This window comes from Burkholderia sp. MSMB2157WGS, from assembly GCF_001532755.1.
Lineage (GTDB): Bacteria > Pseudomonadota > Gammaproteobacteria > Burkholderiales > Burkholderiaceae > Burkholderia.
The window spans coordinates 161,804-180,406 of the sequence record NZ_LPJG01000027.1; the positions used below are offsets into that span (position 1 = coordinate 161,804).

An 18,603-nucleotide genomic window follows, 5' to 3' on the forward strand; every position below is an offset into this window, starting at 1 on the left:
TTTCGTTGACCGTCGATCGAAGCCGTCAGCCGGCCCCGAAGCCTCCGTTCGCCGGCTCGCTCCGGCCGGCCACCGTCATGCCGTCGGAACGACCGCCCGATCGAGACTGCGCAGGAACGTGTCGGCCGCCTGATAGCCGACCACGCGGCCGATCTCGTTGCCATGGCGATCGAAGAAGATGATGCCCGGCGGCCCGAACAGGTTGAAGCGCTTGAGCAGCGCCTGATCGTCCGGATTGTTCGCGGTGACGTCCGCACGCACGAGGTGAAGCTGCGCGAGCCGCGCCTGCACGCGCGCGTCGGTGAACGTCAGATGCTCCATCTCCTTGCAGCTCACGCACCAGTCGGCGTAGAAGTCGAGCATCACGGGCCGGCCCGACGTCTTCAGCAGCGTGTCGAGTTCGCCGCTGGAGCGCACCGGAGCGAACGCCGGGCCGTCCTGCGCGGCAGCTGCGCCGGCAGCCGCCGCACCGCCGGAGGCTGCCGTACGCGCCGCCAGCACGGCCAGCGGCTTGACGGGATCGGTCGAGCCCGCGGCCAGGCCGACGAGCAACGTCGCGGCCCAGATCGCGAGCGCGGCGCCCACGCCGCGGCCCAGGCGGCGCCAGACCGACGCAGCACCGGCATTCGGCGTGAACAGGCCGAGCGCCGCGGCCGCGATCAGCAGCCACAACGCCGCGAGCACCATCTTCAGCCCGGCCGCCAGCACCGGCCACACGATCCACAGCGCGGCTGCGAGCAGCACGATGCCGAAGAATACCTTGACGCCGTCCATCCACGCGCCTGCGCGCGGCAGCACCGTCCCGGCCCCGACGCCGACGACCAGCAGCGGCACGCCGAGCCCGAGCCCCATCGCGAACAGCGCCGCGCCGCCGAGCAGCGCATTGCCGGTGTGCGCGATGAAAGCGAGCACGGCGAACAGCGGCGCCGTCATGCACGCCCCGACGACCAGCGCCGACAACGCGCCCATTGCCGCAACCGCGACGAAGTGGCCGCCCTGGCGCGCGCTCGATGCCTCGGCCGCGCCGTTCTGCCAGCGCGCCGGCAACGCGATGTCCTTGCCCGAGATCAGCGACACCGCGAACGCGGTCAGCAGCACGCCGAACGCGCCGAGTACCCACGGGTTCTGCAGCCATGCGCCGAGGCTCTGGCCGACCAGCGCGGCCGCGATGCCGAGTACCGTGTAGACCAGCGCCATGCCGACCACGTAGGTCAGCGACAGCGCGAAGCCGCGTGCATGCGTCGCACGCGTGCCCTGGCCGATGATGATCGCGGACACGATCGGAATCATCGGGTACGAACACGGCAAGAGGCTCAGCACGACACCCGCGACGAAATAGAGCGCTACGATGGTGAAGAAGCCCTGGCCTTCGAGCAGCGACTGCGCGAAATCCGCGCTCGTGACCTTGTCGAACCAATTGCCGGCGGCAGCCGTATCGCCGGACGACGATGCGGCGCCGAGCGCGGCGCCATCGACCTTCATGACGTGCTCGGCCGGCGGATAACAGATCCCTTCGTCCGCACACCCTTGCGACGTCACCGCGAGCTCGAACGGCCCGGCTGCCTGCTTCACCGGCACGTGAACGACGACTTCATCGCGATAGGTCTCGACGTTCTTCTGGAACGTCTGGTCGAATTTCACGTGGCCGGCCGGGAATTGCGGTTCGCCGAGCGTCGCCTGACCGCTCTTCACCGCGAACGCGAACCGCTCGCGGTACATGTAATAGCCGTTGGCGATCTTGAAACGAACGTCCACCTGCCCCGGCGATTCGCTCGCGCTGAACTTGAACGCAACCGCCGGATCGAGGAAATCGTCGGCCGCGCGCGCGACGGACAGGCCGCCCAGCATCACGAACGACAACAGGACCGCAACAAACCGCAGCGCACGCACGCGCATCGAAAGCGCCATACCGTTAAACATGAAATAGACGTTGAGTTTCGCCGGTCACCCATTGGCCATACGCGGCCGATGCCGTCGTCTGCCACGAGACGATTTCGGGTGTCTCGTAAGGATGATGCGCGAGGATAAATCGCTCCAGTTCGAGCGCCCGGACAGGGCTCGTCTTGAACAGCATCTGGATCTCGTCGGCCGTTTCGACCTTGCCCTGCCAGTGATAGCGCGACTTGATCGTACCGAGCTCCGACACGCACGCGGCAAGGCGCGCGTCGAGCGCGCCGTCGGCGAGCACCGCGGCCGTCGCCGCATCGGGTACCGTCGTCAGCATCAGCACCACTATCATCCGCGCCCTCCTCACTGGTCAGCCGGCTCCTGTCGGCGCCGGTTACCCGCTCGGCGACCGCACCGGTTGCCCCGTATCGTAGCGCAGCCCGCGCAACGCTGCCGGCACCGGCCTGCGACAATCGATCGCAGCCGGCATCTCAAAAACAAAAAGGGCCAAGCAAAACGCTCGGCCCCTTTCTGATCCTGCTGCGTACCGGAAGCTTACTCGGCTTCTTGCACGTTTTCCGTTTCGTCGACTTCCGGACGGTCGAGCAGTTCGACCAGTGCCATCGGTGCGTTGTCGCCCACGCGGAAGCCGAACTTCAGCACGCGCAGGTAGCCGCCCGGACGGTTCGCGAAACGCGGACCGAGCACGTCGAACAGCTTCGCGACCGAGTCACGATCGCGCAGGCGGTTGAACGCCAGGCGACGGTTTGCCAGCGACGGCTTCTTGCCGAGCGTGATCAGCGGCTCGACGACTTTACGGAGTTCCTTCGCCTTCGGCAGCGTCGTCTTGATGACTTCGTGCTCGATCAGCGAGTTGGACATGTTACGGAGCATAGCCAGACGGTGGCTGCTCGTGCGGTTCAGTTTCCGCAGACCATGACGATGGCGCATTTCAGTTTCCTTGATTCAAAGTTTTGGTCCAGCTCTTCTATCGCACCTCGGAAGGCGCACGGGCCGGTAACGAAAAAAAGCAAGATGCGGATTTTAAAGGAAAATCCGCATCTTTGCCAACTACGGCTATAGCCAGGCTACGACCGGGCTTACTTGTCGAGACCAGCCGGCGGCCAGTTCTCGAGCTTCATGCCCAGCGTGAGACCGCGCGAAGCGAGCACTTCCTTGATCTCGTTGAGCGACTTGCGACCGAGGTTCGGCGTCTTCAGCAGCTCGTTTTCCGTGCGCTGGATCAGGTCGCCGATGTAGTAGATGTTCTCGGCCTTCAGGCAGTTCGCCGAACGAACCGTCAGCTCGAGATCGTCCACCGGACGCAGCAGGATCGGATCGATCTGCGGTGCACGCGACGGCGCTTCGGCTGCCGTTTCCGTGCCTTCCAGCGCCGCGAACACGGACAACTGGTCGACCAGGATGCGGGCCGACTGGCGGATCGCTTCTTCCGGCGTGATCACGCCGCTCGTCTCGATGTTCATCACGAGCTTGTCGAGGTCGGTACGCTGCTCGACACGCGCGCTTTCGACGGCGTAGCTCACGCGGCGAACCGGCGAGAACGATGCGTCGAGGACGATGCGGCCGATGATCTTGGCCGTGTCTTCGCCGTAGCGACGGACGTTGCCGGGCACGTAGCCGCGACCCTTTTCGATCTTGATCTGAACGTCGAGCTTGCCGCCCTTCGACAGGTGCGCAATCACGTGATTCGGGTTGATGACTTCGCAATCGTGAGCCAGCTCGATATCGCCGGCCGTCACGACGCCTTCACCTTCCTTGCGCAGCGTAACCGTCACTTCGTCGCGGTTATGCAGCTTGAACACCACGCCCTTCAGGTTCAGCAGCAGGTTGACGACGTCTTCCTGCACGCCATCCAGCGTCGAGTACTCGTGCACCACGCCTGCGATCGTGACTTCGGTCGGCGCGTAGCCCACCATCGACGACAGCAGCACGCGGCGAAGCGCATTGCCCAAGGTGTGGCCGTAACCGCGTTCGAACGGTTCCATGACCACCCTCGCGTGGTTCTCGCCCAGCGATTCCACGGCGATGATCTTGGGTTTCAGCAAACTGGTTTGCATGGGCTTTCCTTTTCAATACCCTCGGCTCGTTACACCGATAAGGCTGACCGGTAACAACCAGAAAATAAACAGCCGAGGCCCGTCCTTGCGCAACGCAATCGGGGTACCTCGGCCGTCAATCGGATTAACGCGAATACAATTCGACGATCAGGCTTTCGTTGATGTCGCCTGCGATTTCAGCGCGTTCCGGCATTTGCTTGAACGTGCCTTCGAACTTCTTCGCATCGACTGCAACCCAGCTCGGCATGCCGCCTTGCTCGGCCAGCGACAGCGCTTCGACGATACGCGCCTGCTTCTTCGCCTTTTCGCGGATCGCGACGACGTCACCCGCCTTCACTTGCTGCGACGGCACGTTTGCGACGACGCCGTTCACGGTGATCGACTTGTGGCTCACCAGCTGACGCGCTTCGGCGCGGGTCGAGCCGAAGCCCATGCGATACACGACGTTGTCGAGGCGCGACTCGAGCAGTTGCAGCAGGTTTTCACCCGTGTTGCCCTTGCGGCGATCGGCTTCAGCGAAGTAGCGACGGAACTGACGTTCCAGCACGCCGTAGATACGCTTGACCTTCTGCTTCTCGCGCAGCTGCGTACCGTAGTCGGACGTACGTGCGCCCGAGGTACGGCCATGCTGACCCGGCTTGCTGTCGAGCTTGCACTTGTCGGCGAGCGAACGGCGTGCGCTCTTCAGGAACAGGTCGGTGCCTTCACGGCGGGAAAGCTTGGCTTTGGGGCCGATATAACGTGCCACTTTGCATTCCTTTATCAATCAGTCACGCGGATCGAAATCCGCGCTAGTCCGCTCCCTTTGGGGCGAACGGTGGGCTTAGTCAATCAAAAAAGCAACGCCCGTCGACGCTGAGCGGCGACAGGCAATGCGCTAGCACGAACGTGCCAGCACATCCTTAGATACGACGACGCTTCGGCGGACGGCAGCCGTTGTGCGGAATCGGGGTGACGTCCGAAATCGCGGTGATCTTGATGCCGAGGCCGTGCAGTGCGCGCACTGCCGACTCGCGACCCGGGCCCGGGCCCTTGATCCGCACTTCCAGATTCTTCACGCCGTATTCCATCGCGACGCGGCCAGCCGACTCGGCTGCGACCTGAGCAGCGAACGGCGTCGATTTGCGCGAGCCCTTGAAGCCCTGACCGCCCGACGTCGCCCATGCCAGAGCGTTGCCTTGGCGATCGGTGATCGTGATGATCGTGTTGTTGAACGACGCGTGAACGTGTACCACGCCTTCAGCGACGTTCTTCTTAACCTTCTTGCGAACGCGTTGCGCCGCGGTGTTCGAAGCCTTAGCCATTACGTTTTCCTGTAACTGTCAGTTCCGCTTACTTCTTCAGCGCTTGCGCTGCACGACGCGGACCCTTGCGGGTACGTGCGTTCGTACGCGTACGCTGACCGCGCATCGGCAGGCCCTTGCGATGACGGACGCCACGGTAGCAACCGAGGTCCATCAGGCGCTTGATGTTCATCGTCACTTCACGGCGCAGATCGCCTTCGACGACAAACTTGCCTACTTCTTCACGCAGCTTTTCCAGGTCTGCGTCGGTCAGATCCTTGACCTTCTTCGAAAAATCGACGCCAGCTGCCACGCAGATGCTGCGCGAACGGGTGCGGCCGATACCGAAGATAGCCGTCAGGCCGATCTCGGTATGCTGGTGATTCGGGATGTTAACCCCTGCGATACGAGCCATTGTTTTTCCTCAAACAAAAAGCGCAAACAAACGCGCGGTCAGCCTTGGCGCTGCTTGTGGCGCGGATCCGAGCTGCAGATCACGCGAACGACGCCTTTGCGCTTGATGATCTTGCAATTGCGGCAAATGCGCTTAACCGATGCCATCACTTTCATGATAATACCCTTTTTTCAAATCACTTCGCCCGGAACACGATCCGCGCACGAGACAGATCGTAAGGCGTCAATTCAACCGTCACCTTGTCGCCCGGCAGGATGCGGATGTAGTGCATCCGCATCTTCCCGGAAATATGCCCCAACACGACATGGCCGTTTTCCAGCTTCACGCGGAAGGTCGCATTCGGGAGGTTTTCAATGACCTCACCCTGCATCTGGATTACATCGTCTTTGGCCATAGTCCTTTTCAACGCATCGGGATGTTGCCGCCCTTGAAGTTAGCCTTCTTGAGCAGCGACTCATACTGTTGCGACATAACGTACGACTGCACCTGCGCCATAAAGTCCATCGTGACGACGACAATGATCAGCAGCGACGTTCCACCAAAATAAAACGGCACGTTCCAGCGCAGCACCAGGAATTCCGGCAGCAGACACACGAAGACGATGTAGATCGCACCGGCCAGCGTCAGACGCGTGAGGATGCGGTCGATATATCGTGCGGTCTGATCGCCCGGACGGATGCCCGGAACAAACGCGCCGCTCTTCTTCAGGTTGTCTGCGGTCTCCCTGCTGTTGAACACCAGTGCGGTGTAGAAGAAGCAGAAAAACACGATTGCCAGCGTGTACAGCAGCACGTAGACCGGCTGGCCCGGCTTCAGCGCTTCCGCAACGTTATGCAACGTATTGGAAATCCAGCTTCCTGTCGGCTGACCGGTACTGAACCAGCCGAGAATCGTTGCCGGGAACAGAATGATCGACGATGCAAAGATCGGCGGAATCACGCCCGACATGTTCAGCTTCAGCGGCAGATGCGACGACTGCCCACCGTAGATCTTGTTGCCGACCTGACGCTTCGCGTAGTTCACGAGGATCTTGCGCTGACCGCGTTCGATGAACACGACCAGGTAAGTCACCGCGGCGATCAGAACGACGATGATGATCGCCGAAATGATGCTCATCGAACCCGTACGCACCAGCTCGAACAAGCCACCCACGGCATTCGGGAACCCTGCTGCGATCCCGCCGAAGATGATGATCGAGATACCGTTGCCCAGACCACGCTCGGTAATCTGCTCGCCGAGCCACATCAGGAACATCGTGCCCGTAACCAGCGTCACGACCGTCGTCAGACGGAACAGCATGCCGGGATCGGTGACGAGGCCCGGCTGGTTTTCCAGCGCAGCCGCGATACCGAATGCCTGGAAGGTCGCGAGCACCACGGTGAAATACCGCGTGTACTGCGTGATCTTCCGTTGCCCTGCCTGCCCTTCCTTCTTCAGCGCCTCGAGCTGCGGCGAAACGATCGCCAGCAACTGCATGATGATCGACGCCGAGATGTACGGCATGATCCCCAGCGCAAAGATCGTGAAGCGGGAAAGCGCGCCACCCGAGAACATGTTGAACATGCCCAGGATGCCGCCCGCCTGGCTCTGGAACAGCTTAGCCAGTTGATCCGGATCGATGCCCGGCACGGGAATGTGCGCGCCGATGCGATAGACGATCAGCGCCAGGAGCAGGAACATCGCTCGCCGGCGCAGATCGCCGAATTTCGCCGTGCTTCGACCGGGTTTTGCAAGACTCGGGCTGTTAGCCAAGTACCTTCTCCGATGAATGCAAGTGACGACGCGCTACGCGTGTCACTCGGCGAACGAACCGCCAGCCGCTTCGATCGCAGCGCGCGCACCCTTGGTGGCACCGAGACCCTTCACGACGATCTTGCGCTTCAGTTCGCCCGTCGCGATGATCTTTGCGCTCTTCGTCAGCTCGCCGACCAGGCCGGCTTGCTTCAGTGCGAGCAGATCGATCTCGTCGACCGGCAGCTTCTCGAGGTCGCCCAGGCGCACTTCACCGACGAATTCCTTCGTCAGCGACGTGAAGCCGCGCTTCGGCAGACGACGTTGCAGCGGCATCTGACCGCCTTCGAAACCGACTTTGTGGAAGCCGCCCGAACGCGATTTCTGACCCTTGTGACCACGGCCAGCCGTCTTGCCGAGGCCCGAACCGATGCCACGACCGACGCGACGCTTGGCGTGCTTGGCGCCAGCGGCCGGCTTCAGGTTATTCAATTCCATATCAACTCCTTGATCCGTAGGGCCGCTTACGCGATGACCTTAACGAGGTACGAGACCTTGTTGATCATGCCGCGGACCGCCGGCGTGTCCTGCAGCTCGCTAACCGAGTTGAGTCGGCGCAGGCCCAGGCCACGCACGGTTGCGCGGTGCGATTCGCGGGTCCCGATCAGGCTCTTGACGAGCTGAACCTTGACAGTTTTTTCAGACATGGTGACCACCCGGGCTTAGCCCAAAATATCTTCGACGGACTTGCCGCGCTTCGCCGCGATGTCTGCCGGGGTCGACTGCTTGCGCAGACCGTCCAGCGTGGCGCGAACGAGGTTGTACGGGTTCGTCGAACCGTGGCTCTTCGCCACGACGTTCTGAACGCCCATCACGTCGAACACTGCGCGCATCGGGCCGCCGGCGATCACGCCCGTACCTGCCTTCGCCGGAGCGAGGAGGACAGCGGATGCGCCATGCTTGCCGTGCACTTCGTGCTGCAGCGTGCCGTTCTTGAGCGGCACCTTGAACATGTTGCGGCGAGCTTGTTCCATTGCCTTCTGGACAGCGACCGGCACTTCCTTCGCCTTGCCCTTGCCCATACCGATGCGGCCATCACCGTCGCCGACCACGGTCAGTGCGGCGAAGCCGAGAATACGGCCACCCTTCACGACCTTGGTCACGCGATTGACCGAAATCATCTTTTCGCGAAGGCCGTCGTCGCGCTCGTCAGCCTGAACTTTCGCTTGCATCTTTGCCATGACGAATTCCTTCCTTAGAACTTGAGCCCAGCTTCGCGAGCTGCCTCAGCCAGCGCCTTGACGCGGCCGTGGTAGCGGAAGCCCGAGCGGTCGAAGGCGACGGATTCGATGCCGGCAGCCTTTGCCTTTTCGGCAATACGCTTGCCGATCAGCGTCGCAGCATTGACGTTGCCGCCCTTGCCCGACTTGTCGGCCAGTTCTGCGCGCACTTCTGCTTCGAGCGTCGACGCGCTGGCGAGCACCTTGGTGCCGCACGGCGAGAACACTTGAGCGTAGATGTGCGTGTTCGTGCGATGCACGGCGAGACGCGCGACCTGCAGCTCAGCGATCTTGATACGCGTCTGGCGAGCGCGGCGCAGGCGAGATTGAGTCTTATCCATGATTGCGCACCCTTACTTCTTCTTCGTTTCTTTGAGGATCACAACCTCGTCGGCATAACGCACGCCCTTGCCCTTGTAGGGCTCCGGCGGACGGTAACCGCGGACTTCCGCAGCCACTTGACCGACTTGTTGCTTGTTGATCCCCTTGATCACGATTTCGGTTTGCGTCGGGGTTTCGGCCTTGACGCCTTCCGGCATCTGGTGCACCACCGGGTGCGAGAAACCCAGCGACAGGTTCAGCTTGTCGCCTTGCGCTTGCGCACGGTAACCGACGCCAACCAGCGTCAGCTTGCGCTCGAAACCCTTGGTCACGCCGTGCACGGCATTCGCGATGATCGCGCGCATCGTGCCCGACAGTGCATTTGCTTCGCGGCTTTCGTCGACCGGCGACAGATTCAGCGTGCCGTCGTTGTTCGCCACGTTCACGAGCGGATTGATCGCTTGCGTGATGGTGCCCAGCGGGCCCTTGACGGTGATCGCACCGTCGGCCAGCTTGACTTCCGCGCCTTGCAGCGCGATCGGGCTCTTACCTACTCGAGACATGTTTCTCTCTCCTCGGCTTTAAGCGACGTAGCAGATGACTTCGCCGCCGACGCCGGTAGCGCGCGCCTTGCGGTCGGTCATCACGCCCTTCGGCGTCGACACGATTGCCACACCGAGGCCGTTCATGACCTGCGGAATGTCGTTACGGCCGCGGTACACGCGCAGACCAGGCTTCGACACGCGCTCGAGGCGTTCGATGACCGGGCGACCTGCGTAGTACTTCAGCGCGATATTCAGTTCGGACTTCGCGCCTTCCGCCTTCACGGCGAAATCGTCGATATAACCTTCGTCCTTCAGGACTTGCGCGATTGCAACCTTGACCTTCGACGAGGGCATCGCGACCGATACCTTCTCGACCATCTGCGCGTTGCGGATGCGAGTCAGCATATCGGCGATAGGATCACTCATGCTCATTTACGTTTCTCCTATTACCAGCTCGCCTTGGTCAGGCCAGGAATCTCGCCACGGAATGCGATTTCACGAATCTTGTTACGCGCGAGGCCGAATTTACGGAACGTGCCACGCGGACGGCCCGTGATCGCGCAGCGGTTACGCTGGCGGGTCGGGTTTGCGTTGCGGGGCAGTTGCTGCAGCTCCAGGCGTGCTTCGTAGCGCTCTTCTTCCGACTTGCTTTGGTCTTCGACGATCGCCTTCAGCGCTTCGCGCTTTGCTGCGAACTTCGCGACCAGGCGGGCGCGCTTCTTTTCACGTTCGATCAGTGCCAGTTTAGCCACGGTAACCTCAGTTTCTGAACGGGAACTTGAAGCTGGCGAGCAGAGCCTTTGCTTCGTCGTCGGTCTTCGCAGTCGTCGTGATGCTGATGTTCAGCCCACGCAGTGCGTCGATCTTGTCGTAATCGATTTCGGGGAAAATGATCTGCTCTTTCACACCGATGTTGTAGTTGCCACGGCCATCGAAAGCACGACCCGACACACCGCGGAAGTCACGCACGCGGGGCAGGGCAACCGTCACGAAACGGTCGAGGAATTCGTACATCGCGCGGCCACGCAGCGTCACCATCGCGCCGATCGGGTAACCCTGGCGGATCTTGAAGCCTGCGATTGCCTTGCGGGCCTTCGTGACGACCGGCTTCTGGCCGGCGATCTTCGTGAGGTCGCCAACGGCGTTCTCGATGATCTTCTTGTCAGCGATCGCTTCGCCAAGACCCATGTTCAGCGTGATCTTGGTGATGCGCGGCACTTCCATGACCGACTTGTAACCGAACTTCTCGATCAGGCCGGGCACAACCTTTTCTTTGTAAAACTCTTGAAAACGAGCCATTTTTTACTCCGCTGCGTCAGGCGCTCAGTACGGCACCGGTCGTCTTCAGGAAGCGAACCTTCTTGCCTTCCTCGACCTTGATGCCAACACGCGACGCCTTGCCATTCGCGTCGACCAGTGCGACGTTCGAAATATGCAGGGGCATCGTCTTCGCTTCCACGCCGCCCGTCGTACCCTTCATCGGGTTCGGCTTCACATGCTTCTTGACGAGGTTGATACCTTCAACCGTCACATGTTCAGCACCGACAGCCAGCACGACGCCGCGCTTGCCCTTGTCCTTGCCAGTGACGACGATGACTTCGTCACCTTTGCGAATCTTGTTCATCGCGACTCCTTACAGCACTTCCGGCGCCAGCGAAACGATCTTCATGAATCGTTCGCTACGCAGCTCACGCGTCACCGGCCCGAAGATACGGGTGCCGATCGGCTCGAGCTTGTTATTCAAAAGCACAGCGGCGTTGCCGTCGAACTTGATCAGCGAGCCGTCTTGACGGCGCACGCCCTTGGCGGTGCGGACCACCACGGCGTTGTAAATTTCGCCTTTCTTCACGCGCCCGCGCGGCGTTGCCTCTTTGACGCTCACCTTGATGATGTCGCCAATGCCGGCATAACGACGCTTCGAGCCGCCGAGCACCTTGATGCACAGGACTTCACGTGCACCCGTGTTGTCGGCTACTTCGAGCCGAGATTCGGTCTGGATCATGGTTTGTCTTTCCCAACTTAATCCGGATGCACCACCATGATGCATTCGGTCAGTCTTGGTCCCGTCAGCCAATCGGCTGCTTGGGTTGGAACAGCAGCGACGGCAAACGAAACCCGCCATCGCAATTCGGTGAATCTTTCGGACAGGCAGGCGCCAGTCCGCTTCCCCCACCAACTTCGCCCGCGACGGGGCTCCCATAAAGAGGGAAGACCGGGATTATAACAAATAATCCCGGTCACGCAAGCAAAAACTTTGCGATTTCAAGCACTTCGTGGAGAAGTGCCCGTTACTGCCTACTGCGCTGCCCGCTTAGATGACGCGAGCGGCTTCGACGAGGCGCGACACCGTCCAGGCCTTCGTCTTCGAAACAGGACGCGTTTCCTGGATTTCGACGAGATCGCCTTCGTTGTAGGTGTTCGCTTCATCGTGCGCGTGGTACTTCTTCGAACGCACGACATACTTGCCGTAGATCGGATGCTTGACGCGGTGCTCGATCAGCACGGTGACGGTCTTGTCCATCTTGTTGCTGACGACCCGACCGACCAGCGTCCGCTTCAGCGAGGTTTTCACGCTATCGTTCATTTCTGGTTCGCCTTCTGAGTCATGACGGTCCGCACACGTGCGATGTCGCGACGAACCTTCTTCAGCTGGCTCGTGTTCGTGAGCTGCTGGGTCGCGAGTTGCATGCGCAGGCCGAATTGCGCCTTCAGCAGGTCCGCCAGCTCCTTGTTGAGCGCGGCCTGGTCTTTCTGGAGAAGTTCGGAAGCCTTCATGTTTTCTCCTTAGGCGCCGAGCTGGCGCACGATGAATGCCGTCTTGAGCGGCAGCTTGGCTGCAGCCAGACGGAACGCTTCGCGTGCCAGTTCTTCGGATACGCCGTCCATTTCATAGAGCATCTTGCCCGGCTGAATCTCGGCGACGTAGTACTCCGGGTTACCCTTACCGTTACCCATACGCACTTCGGCCGGCTTCTGCGAAATCGGCTTGTCCGGGAAGATCCGGATCCAGATGCGGCCGCCACGCTTGATGTGACGCGTCATTGCACGACGCGCCGCTTCAATCTGACGTGCGGTCAAACGACCGCGACCGATCGCCTTCAGGCCGAATTCACCGAACGACACGGCGTTGCCGCGCGTCGCCTTGCCGGTGTTACGACCCTTCTGCTCTTTACGATACTTTCTGCGTTTCGGTTGCAGCATCGTTATTCTCCAGTCTTGCCGTCTTCGGGCTTGCCGGCGCCACGGCGCGGTGCGCCACGACGAGCACCCGGAGCGCCGCCTTCGCCGTCACGGCGCGGACGACGGTCGCCCGGACGCGCATTGCGACGCGGACGCTTGTCTTCGGCTACTTCTTCCACCACCGGTGCATCGTTGCGGCCGAGCGTATCGCCCTTGTAGACCCACACCTTGACGCCGATGATCCCGTAAGTCGTCTTCGCTTCCGAAGTCGCGTAGTCGATATCAGCACGCAGCGTGTGAAGCGGCACGCGACCTTCGCGGTACCACTCCGTACGAGCGATTTCGATACCGTTCAGACGGCCTGCGCTCATGATCTTGATGCCTTGGGCACCCAGACGCATCGCGTTCTGCATCGCACGCTTCATCGCGCGACGGAACATGATCCGGCGCTCGAGCTGTTGCGTGATCGAGTCAGCGATCAGCTGAGCATCGGTTTCCGGCTTGCGGATTTCCTCGATGTTGACGTGAACCGGCACGCCCATGCGGCGTTGCAGTTCCGTCTTCAGCTGTTCGATGTCCTCGCCCTTCTTGCCGATGACCACGCCCGGACGCGAGCTGTAAATCGTGATGCGCGCGTTTTTCGCCGGACGCTCGATGACCACCCGACCGACCGAAGCGTTCTTCAGCTTCTTCTTCAGGTATTCACGAACACCGATGTCTTCCTGCAGCATCGCCGCGAAATTGTTGTTGTTCGCGTACCAACGCGAAGCCCAATTGCGGCTGACAGCCAGGCGGAAGCCAGTCGGATGAATTTTCTGTCCCATCGTATGGCTCCTTAATTCCCGACCGTCACAGTGATGTGACAGGATTGCTTCTCGATGCGGTTACCGCGGCCCTTGGCGCGCGCGGTGAAACGCTTGAGCGATGCAGCCTTGTCGACGTAGATGCTCTTGATCTTGAGCTCGTCGATATCAGCGCCTTCGTTGTGCTCCGCATTCGCGATTGCCGACAGCACAACCTTCTTCACGATGCCAGCCGCCTTCTTCGGCGAGAACGTCAGAACGTTCAGCGCCTTGTCGACCGGCAAACCGCGGATCTGGTCAGCCACAAGGCGCGTTTTCTGCGCCGAGATGCGGGCACCGCGATGAATTGCTTTCACTTCCATCTTGATTGCCCCTTATTTCTTGGCCTTCTTGTCGGCTGCGTGACCCTTGAACGTACGGGTCAGTGCGAACTCGCCAAGCTTGTGGCCGACCATGTTTTCCGAGATGTACACCGGAACGTGTTGACGGCCGTTGTGAACAGCGATCGTCAGGCCGATGAAATCCGGCAGAATCGTCGAGCGACGCGACCAGGTCTTGATCGGCTTTTTGTCGCGCGAAGCTGCAGCCGCCTCAACTTTCTTCAGCAAATGGGCGTCGCAGAACGGACCTTTTTTTACAGAACGTGCCATTGCCTACTCCTTAACGCTTGTGACGGCGCTGGACGATCATCGTCGTCGTGCGCTTGTTGCTGCGGGTGCGGTAACCCTTAGCCGGCGTACCCCACGGGCTCACCGGGTCGCGACCTGCAGCCGTCTTGCCCTCACCACCACCGTGCGGGTGATCGACCGGGTTCATCGCAACGCCACGCACCGTCGGGCGGATACCGCGCCAGCGGTTCGCGCCAGCCTTGCCGATCTGGCGCAGGCTATGCTCTTCGTTGCCGACTTCACCGATCGTTGCACGGCACTCGATGTGCACGCGGCGGATTTCGCCCGAACGCAGGCGAACCTGCGCGTAGACGCCTTCACGCGCCAGCAGCATGGCCGACGTGCCAGCCGAACGCGCCATTTGCGCGCCCTTGCCCGGCAGCATCTCGATGCAGTGGATCGTCGTACCGACCGGAATGTTGCGGATCGGCAGCGTGTTGCCTGCACGGATCGGCGCTTCCGAACCCGACATCAGCTGTTGGCCGACGGTCAGGCCCTTCGGGGCGATGATGTAGCGACGCTCGCCGTCTGCGTAGAGCACCAGCGCGATGTTCGCGCTGCGGTTCGGGTCGTACTCGAGACGCTCGACCTTTGCCGGGATGCCATCCTTCGTGCGACGGAAATCGACGATACGATAGTGCTGCTTGTGACCACCACCCTTGTGACGCGTGGTGATACGGCCGTTGTTGTTACGGCCGGCGGTCGAGCTCTGCGAGTCGAGCAGTGCCGCGTACGGCTTGCCCTGGTGCAGATTCTTGTTGACCACCTTGACCATCGCGCGGCGACCCGGCGATGTCGGCTTAACTTTAACGATTGCCATGATTACTTGGCCTCCGCTTCAAAGTTGATTTCCTGGCCGGGCTTCAGGCAGACGTACGCCTTCTTCACGTCCTTGCGGCGGCCCATCGAACGGCCGAAGCGCTTTTGCTTGCCCTTCTGAACCAGCACGTTGACCGAATCAACTTCAACCTTGAACAGCAGCTCGACAGCCGCCTTCACTTCCTGCTTCGTGGCATCCGGTGCGACTTCGAACACGACTTGCTCGTTCTTGTCGGCAACCAGCGTCGCCTTTTCGGAAATCACCGGTGCGAGCAGGACCTGCATCAAACGATGATCGTTCTTGCGAATCTCGCTCATGACAGCAACTCCTCGATCTGGGCGACCGCAGCCTTCGTGACCAGCACTTTCTTGAAGTAGATCAGCGACAGCGGGTCAGCGTAGCGCGGCTCGACAATTGCCACGTGCGGCAGGTTGCGCGATGCCAGGTACAGGTTTTCGTCAACCGTGTCGGTGATGATCAGCACGGAGTCGAGACCCATGGTCTTGAATTTGTCGGCCAGCAGCTTGGTCTTCGGCGCTTCGAGGATGATGTCCTCGACGACCGACAGACGGCCTTCGCGGGCCAGCTGCGAGAAGATCGAGCAGAGGCCTGCGCGATGCATCTTCTTGTTGACCTTGTGCGAGAAGTTTTCTTCCGGCGAATTCGGGAAGATACGACCACCGCCACGCCACAACGGGCTCGACGACATACCGGCACGAGCGCGGCCCGTACCCTTCTGGCGCCACGGCTTCTTGGTCGTGTGCTTGACTTGCTCGCGGTCCTTCTGTGCGCGGTTACCCTGGCGAGCATTCGCCTGGTAAGCGACGACGACCTGGTGGATCAGCGCTTCGTTGTAGTCACGACCGAACACGACGTCCGATGCGTTGACCACTGCACCTTCCTGACCATTTTCGTTCAGGAGCTTGAGTTCCATTATTTCGCCCCCTTGGTCTTGACGGCCGGCGTCACGAAGACCTTGCCGCCCTTCGCGCCCGGAATCGCACCCTTCACGAGCAGCAGCTTGCGCTCTGCGTCGATACGGGCGATTTCGAGGTTCTGCACCGTCACCGTCACGTCACCCATGTGACCCGTCATGCGCTTACCCGGGAAAACACGACCCGGATCCTGCGCCATACCGATCGAGCCCGGCACGTTGTGCGAGCGCGAGTTACCGTGCGTGGCACGGCCGGAGGAGAAGTTGTAACGCTTGATCGTACCGGCGTAGCCCTTACCGATCGACACGCCTTGCACGTCGACCTTCTGGCCCACTTCGAAAAGATCTGCACCGACCACGGCGCCATTCGACAGCTCGGCTGCCTTGGCCGCGTCAATGCGGAATTCCTTGAGGATTTCACCGGCTTCGACACCGGCTTTGGCGAGATGACCTGCCAGCGGCTTCGTCACGCGCGATGCGCGGCGGGAGCCGAATGCAACCTGCACGGCCGTGTAGCCGTCGGTTTCAACAGTCTTGATCTGCGTCACGCGGTTGTCCGACACGTCCAGCACGGTGACGGGAATCGAATCCCCTTCAGCCGTGAAGATACGGGTCATGCCAACCTTGCGACCTACGAGTCCAAGGCTCATCATTTTCTCCATTCCCGACTGCGATTGGTCGGGGCTGATTTACAAAATGCCGGGCACGCAAGGCCCAACTTTTTTACGCGAATACGCGAAAAGCCAAGCAGTATAGCCCGACTTCTCGATTTCCGCAAGCAATACAAAGACTTAGCACCATCCGGCACGCCGGCCGGCGCTGGAAGCCTTACTGCAGCTTGATTTCCACGTCGACGCCAGCCGGCAGGTCGAGCTTCATCAGCGCGTCAACGGTCTTGTCCGTCGGGTCGACGATGTCCATCAGGCGCTGGTGGGTGCGGATTTCGAGCTGATCGCGCGACGTCTTGTTGACGTGCGGCGAGCGCAGGATGTCAAAACGCTGAATGCGCGTCGGCAGCGGCACCGGGCCACGGACGATTGCGCCAGTCCGCTTCGCGGTATCGACGATTTCGGCAGCCGATTGATCGATCAGACGATAGTCGAATGCCTTCAGGCGAATGCGGATTTTCTGTTGCTGCATGACGATTCCTTGAAAAGAGCGAGGCGATGTTGCATCGCCGGACACTAAAAGAACGTGAAACATGACGCCAGCGGGGAGCGAAGCATCAGGTTCCGGGCGGTACTTCCACTGCTAAGCCCGCGATTCTACACGAAAATTCGCGGCGGTGGGCGTTTGTCAATAGAGCGGTTCGCACGCCACGAAGAAAAACCGGGTGCCAGATCGAACTGGACACCCGGTTTCTGCGGTACGCAGTTGCTTACCGTGGAATCGCGGACCCCGCCGGGGATCCGCGGATCGTCGATATTACTCGATGATCTTGGCGACGACGCCGGCGCCGACCGTACGGCCGCCTTCGCGGATTGCGAAGCGCAGACCTTCTTCCATCGCGATCGGAGCGATCAGCTTCACCGTGATCGACACGTTGTCGCCCGGCATCACCATTTCCTTGTCCTTCGGCAGCTCGATCGAGCCCGTCACGTCCGTCGTACGGAAGTAGAACTGCGGACGGTAGTTGTTGAAGAACGGCGTGTGACGGCCGCCTTCGTCCTTGCTCAGCACGTACACTTCAGCCGTGAAGTGCGTGTGCGGCGTGATCGAACCCGGCTTCGCCAGAACCTGGCCGCGCTCCACGTCTTCACGCTTCGTGCCGCGCAGCAGGATACCCACGTTGTCGCCTGCCTGACCTTGGTCCAGCAGCTTGCGGAACATTTCAACGCCCGTGCAGGTCGTCTTCACCGTCGGCTTGATACCGACGATTTCGATTTCCTCGCCGACCTTGATGATGCCGCGCTCGACACGACCCGTCACCACCGTACCGCGGCCCGAGATCGAGAACACGTCTTCCACCGGCATCAGGAACGCACCGTCAACCGCACGCTCCGGCGTCGGGATGTACGTGTCCAGTGCGTCTGCCAGGTTCATGATCGCCACTTCGCCCAGCTCGCCCGTGTCGCCTTCCAGCGCCAGCTTTGCCGAACCCTTCACGATCGGCGTGTCGTCGCCCGGGAAGTCGTACTTCGACAGCAGTTCGCGAACTTCCATCTCGACCAGCTCGAGCAGTTCCGCGTCGTCCACCATGTCGCACTTGTTCAGGAACACGATGATGTACGGAACGCCAACCTGACGTGCCAGCAGGATGTGCTCGCGCGTTTGCGGCATCGGGCCGTCTGCTGCCGAGCAAACCAGGATCGCGCCGTCCATCTGCGCTGCGCCCGTGATCATGTTCTTCACATAGTCAGCGTGGCCCGGGCAGTCGACGTGGGCGTAGTGGCGGTTAGCCGTTTCGTACTCGACGTGCGCCGTGTTGATCGTGATGCCGCGCGCCTTTTCTTCCGGCGCCGCGTCGATCTGGTCGTACGCCTTCGCTTCGCCGCCGAACTTCTTCGTCAGAACCGTCGTGATCGCTGCCGTCAGCGTCGTCTTGCCGTGGTCAACGTGACCAATCGTACCAACGTTCACGTGCGGCTTGGTCCGCTCAAACTTTTCTTTTGCCATGATTCTCTTCTTTCAAAAAATAATCGATTGGTAGCTAAAGAT

At 60.9% G+C, this 18,603-nt stretch carries 32 protein-coding genes; all 32 read right to left on the reverse strand.

The genetic code is table 11. From position 1 onward, the window contains the following. Positions 1-75: 75 nt before the first annotated feature. The 32 genes from dsbD to tuf all read right to left on the reverse strand — a co-directional run bounded on the left by dsbD (position 76) and on the right by tuf (position 18,561). Positions 76-1,920 carry a protein-disulfide reductase DsbD gene (dsbD, locus tag WT53_RS17555; RefSeq protein WP_034209735.1) on the reverse strand — a complete coding sequence of 615 codons (1,845 nt, stop codon included), beginning with the start codon at positions 1,918-1,920 and terminating at the stop codon, positions 76-78. Next, on the reverse strand, positions 1,913-2,239 hold the full coding sequence (gene cutA, locus WT53_RS17560) for a divalent-cation tolerance protein CutA (RefSeq protein WP_060260885.1): 327 nt from the start codon (positions 2,237-2,239) through the stop codon (positions 1,913-1,915). The genes dsbD and cutA overlap by 8 nt, the downstream gene beginning before the upstream one ends. Before the next feature lie 203 nt (positions 2,240-2,442). Further along, complete coding sequence (gene rplQ, locus WT53_RS17565; protein WP_006477175.1) at positions 2,443-2,838, reverse strand: 50S ribosomal protein L17; 396 nt, start codon at positions 2,836-2,838, stop codon at positions 2,443-2,445. A 149-nt stretch (positions 2,839-2,987) separates the two neighbouring features. Next, the gene (locus WT53_RS17570; protein WP_006477176.1) at positions 2,988-3,965 is read right to left on the reverse strand and encodes a DNA-directed RNA polymerase subunit alpha; all 978 of its coding nucleotides are present in this window, start codon (positions 3,963-3,965) and stop codon (positions 2,988-2,990) included. Between the two features lie 124 nt (positions 3,966-4,089). After that, positions 4,090-4,713: a 30S ribosomal protein S4 gene (gene rpsD / locus WT53_RS17575; protein WP_006477177.1), complete on the reverse strand. Its 624-nt coding sequence runs from the start codon at positions 4,711-4,713 to the stop codon at positions 4,090-4,092. Positions 4,714-4,867: 154 nt separating this feature from the next. Continuing rightward, positions 4,868-5,269 carry a 30S ribosomal protein S11 gene (rpsK, locus tag WT53_RS17580; protein WP_004197937.1) on the reverse strand — a complete coding sequence of 134 codons (402 nt, stop codon included), beginning with the start codon at positions 5,267-5,269 and terminating at the stop codon, positions 4,868-4,870. Positions 5,270-5,297: 28 nt separating this feature from the next. Next, on the reverse strand, positions 5,298-5,663 hold the full coding sequence (gene rpsM / locus WT53_RS17585; RefSeq protein ID WP_006400641.1) for a 30S ribosomal protein S13: 366 nt from the start codon (positions 5,661-5,663) through the stop codon (positions 5,298-5,300). Between the two features lie 38 nt (positions 5,664-5,701). Further along, complete coding sequence (gene rpmJ / locus WT53_RS17590; RefSeq protein WP_004199844.1) at positions 5,702-5,818, reverse strand: 50S ribosomal protein L36; 117 nt, start codon at positions 5,816-5,818, stop codon at positions 5,702-5,704. A gap of 20 nt (positions 5,819-5,838) precedes the next feature. Next, a complete protein-coding gene (gene infA / locus WT53_RS17595; RefSeq protein WP_004521905.1) occupies positions 5,839-6,057 on the reverse strand; it encodes a translation initiation factor IF-1 in 219 nt (72 codons plus the stop codon). An 8-nt stretch (positions 6,058-6,065) separates the two neighbouring features. Next, the gene (gene secY / locus WT53_RS17600) at positions 6,066-7,415 is read right to left on the reverse strand and encodes a preprotein translocase subunit SecY (RefSeq protein ID WP_006482915.1); all 1,350 of its coding nucleotides are present in this window, start codon (positions 7,413-7,415) and stop codon (positions 6,066-6,068) included. A gap of 42 nt (positions 7,416-7,457) precedes the next feature. Then, on the reverse strand, positions 7,458-7,892 hold the full coding sequence (rplO, locus tag WT53_RS17605) for a 50S ribosomal protein L15 (RefSeq protein ID WP_006482880.1): 435 nt from the start codon (positions 7,890-7,892) through the stop codon (positions 7,458-7,460). Positions 7,893-7,918: 26 nt separating this feature from the next. Then, the gene (gene rpmD / locus WT53_RS17610) at positions 7,919-8,101 is read right to left on the reverse strand and encodes a 50S ribosomal protein L30 (protein WP_006400644.1); all 183 of its coding nucleotides are present in this window, start codon (positions 8,099-8,101) and stop codon (positions 7,919-7,921) included. Between the two features lie 15 nt (positions 8,102-8,116). Next, positions 8,117-8,635, reverse strand: a complete 519-nt coding sequence (gene rpsE / locus WT53_RS17615) for a 30S ribosomal protein S5 (RefSeq protein WP_006752931.1) — start codon at positions 8,633-8,635, stop codon at positions 8,117-8,119. Between the two features lie 14 nt (positions 8,636-8,649). After that, positions 8,650-9,015: a 50S ribosomal protein L18 gene (gene rplR / locus WT53_RS17620; RefSeq protein ID WP_006477183.1), complete on the reverse strand. Its 366-nt coding sequence runs from the start codon at positions 9,013-9,015 to the stop codon at positions 8,650-8,652. 12 nt (positions 9,016-9,027) lie between these two features. After that, positions 9,028-9,558 carry a 50S ribosomal protein L6 gene (rplF, locus tag WT53_RS17625; RefSeq protein WP_006477184.1) on the reverse strand — a complete coding sequence of 177 codons (531 nt, stop codon included), beginning with the start codon at positions 9,556-9,558 and terminating at the stop codon, positions 9,028-9,030. A gap of 18 nt (positions 9,559-9,576) precedes the next feature. Further along, entirely contained in the window at positions 9,577-9,972 is a 396-nt protein-coding gene (gene rpsH, locus WT53_RS17630; RefSeq protein WP_006477185.1) for a 30S ribosomal protein S8, read from the reverse strand. Positions 9,973-9,986: 14 nt separating this feature from the next. Then, complete coding sequence (rpsN, locus tag WT53_RS17635) at positions 9,987-10,292, reverse strand: 30S ribosomal protein S14 (RefSeq protein WP_006482884.1); 306 nt, start codon at positions 10,290-10,292, stop codon at positions 9,987-9,989. Between the two features lie 7 nt (positions 10,293-10,299). Further along, on the reverse strand, positions 10,300-10,839 hold the full coding sequence (rplE, locus tag WT53_RS17640) for a 50S ribosomal protein L5 (RefSeq protein ID WP_006482882.1): 540 nt from the start codon (positions 10,837-10,839) through the stop codon (positions 10,300-10,302). 16 nt (positions 10,840-10,855) lie between these two features. Next, positions 10,856-11,164, reverse strand: a complete 309-nt coding sequence (rplX, locus tag WT53_RS17645; RefSeq protein ID WP_006477187.1) for a 50S ribosomal protein L24 — start codon at positions 11,162-11,164, stop codon at positions 10,856-10,858. Positions 11,165-11,173: 9 nt separating this feature from the next. Continuing rightward, positions 11,174-11,542, reverse strand: a complete 369-nt coding sequence (gene rplN / locus WT53_RS17650; RefSeq protein WP_006482918.1) for a 50S ribosomal protein L14 — start codon at positions 11,540-11,542, stop codon at positions 11,174-11,176. 309 nt (positions 11,543-11,851) lie between these two features. After that, the gene (gene rpsQ / locus WT53_RS17655) at positions 11,852-12,124 is read right to left on the reverse strand and encodes a 30S ribosomal protein S17 (RefSeq protein WP_006477189.1); all 273 of its coding nucleotides are present in this window, start codon (positions 12,122-12,124) and stop codon (positions 11,852-11,854) included. Further along, a complete protein-coding gene (rpmC, locus tag WT53_RS17660) occupies positions 12,121-12,315 on the reverse strand; it encodes a 50S ribosomal protein L29 (RefSeq protein ID WP_006400652.1) in 195 nt (64 codons plus the stop codon). The genes rpsQ and rpmC overlap by 4 nt, the downstream gene beginning before the upstream one ends. 9 nt (positions 12,316-12,324) lie before the next feature. Continuing rightward, the gene (gene rplP / locus WT53_RS17665) at positions 12,325-12,741 is read right to left on the reverse strand and encodes a 50S ribosomal protein L16 (protein ID WP_006765417.1); all 417 of its coding nucleotides are present in this window, start codon (positions 12,739-12,741) and stop codon (positions 12,325-12,327) included. A gap of 2 nt (positions 12,742-12,743) precedes the next feature. Further along, on the reverse strand, positions 12,744-13,544 hold the full coding sequence (gene rpsC / locus WT53_RS17670) for a 30S ribosomal protein S3 (RefSeq protein ID WP_006482899.1): 801 nt from the start codon (positions 13,542-13,544) through the stop codon (positions 12,744-12,746). A gap of 11 nt (positions 13,545-13,555) precedes the next feature. Next, a complete protein-coding gene (rplV, locus tag WT53_RS17675; protein WP_004199272.1) occupies positions 13,556-13,885 on the reverse strand; it encodes a 50S ribosomal protein L22 in 330 nt (109 codons plus the stop codon). 12 nt (positions 13,886-13,897) lie between these two features. Then, positions 13,898-14,173 carry a 30S ribosomal protein S19 gene (rpsS, locus tag WT53_RS17680; RefSeq protein WP_004199273.1) on the reverse strand — a complete coding sequence of 92 codons (276 nt, stop codon included), beginning with the start codon at positions 14,171-14,173 and terminating at the stop codon, positions 13,898-13,900. Positions 14,174-14,183: 10 nt separating this feature from the next. Continuing rightward, the gene (rplB, locus tag WT53_RS17685) at positions 14,184-15,011 is read right to left on the reverse strand and encodes a 50S ribosomal protein L2 (RefSeq protein WP_034209733.1); all 828 of its coding nucleotides are present in this window, start codon (positions 15,009-15,011) and stop codon (positions 14,184-14,186) included. A gap of 2 nt (positions 15,012-15,013) precedes the next feature. Further along, positions 15,014-15,328 carry a 50S ribosomal protein L23 gene (gene rplW / locus WT53_RS17690; RefSeq protein ID WP_004199275.1) on the reverse strand — a complete coding sequence of 105 codons (315 nt, stop codon included), beginning with the start codon at positions 15,326-15,328 and terminating at the stop codon, positions 15,014-15,016. Continuing rightward, the gene (rplD, locus tag WT53_RS17695) at positions 15,325-15,945 is read right to left on the reverse strand and encodes a 50S ribosomal protein L4 (protein WP_006477192.1); all 621 of its coding nucleotides are present in this window, start codon (positions 15,943-15,945) and stop codon (positions 15,325-15,327) included. The genes rplW and rplD overlap by 4 nt, the downstream gene beginning before the upstream one ends. After that, complete coding sequence (gene rplC / locus WT53_RS17700) at positions 15,945-16,595, reverse strand: 50S ribosomal protein L3 (RefSeq protein ID WP_006482922.1); 651 nt, start codon at positions 16,593-16,595, stop codon at positions 15,945-15,947. The genes rplD and rplC overlap by 1 nt, the downstream gene beginning before the upstream one ends. 178 nt (positions 16,596-16,773) lie before the next feature. Next, positions 16,774-17,085: a 30S ribosomal protein S10 gene (gene rpsJ / locus WT53_RS17705; RefSeq protein ID WP_004199280.1), complete on the reverse strand. Its 312-nt coding sequence runs from the start codon at positions 17,083-17,085 to the stop codon at positions 16,774-16,776. Positions 17,086-17,370: 285 nt separating this feature from the next. Further along, positions 17,371-18,561, reverse strand: coding sequence for an elongation factor Tu (gene tuf / locus WT53_RS17710; RefSeq protein WP_034209732.1), 1,191 nt, complete (start codon positions 18,559-18,561; stop codon positions 17,371-17,373). Positions 18,562-18,603 lie beyond the last annotated feature (42 nt).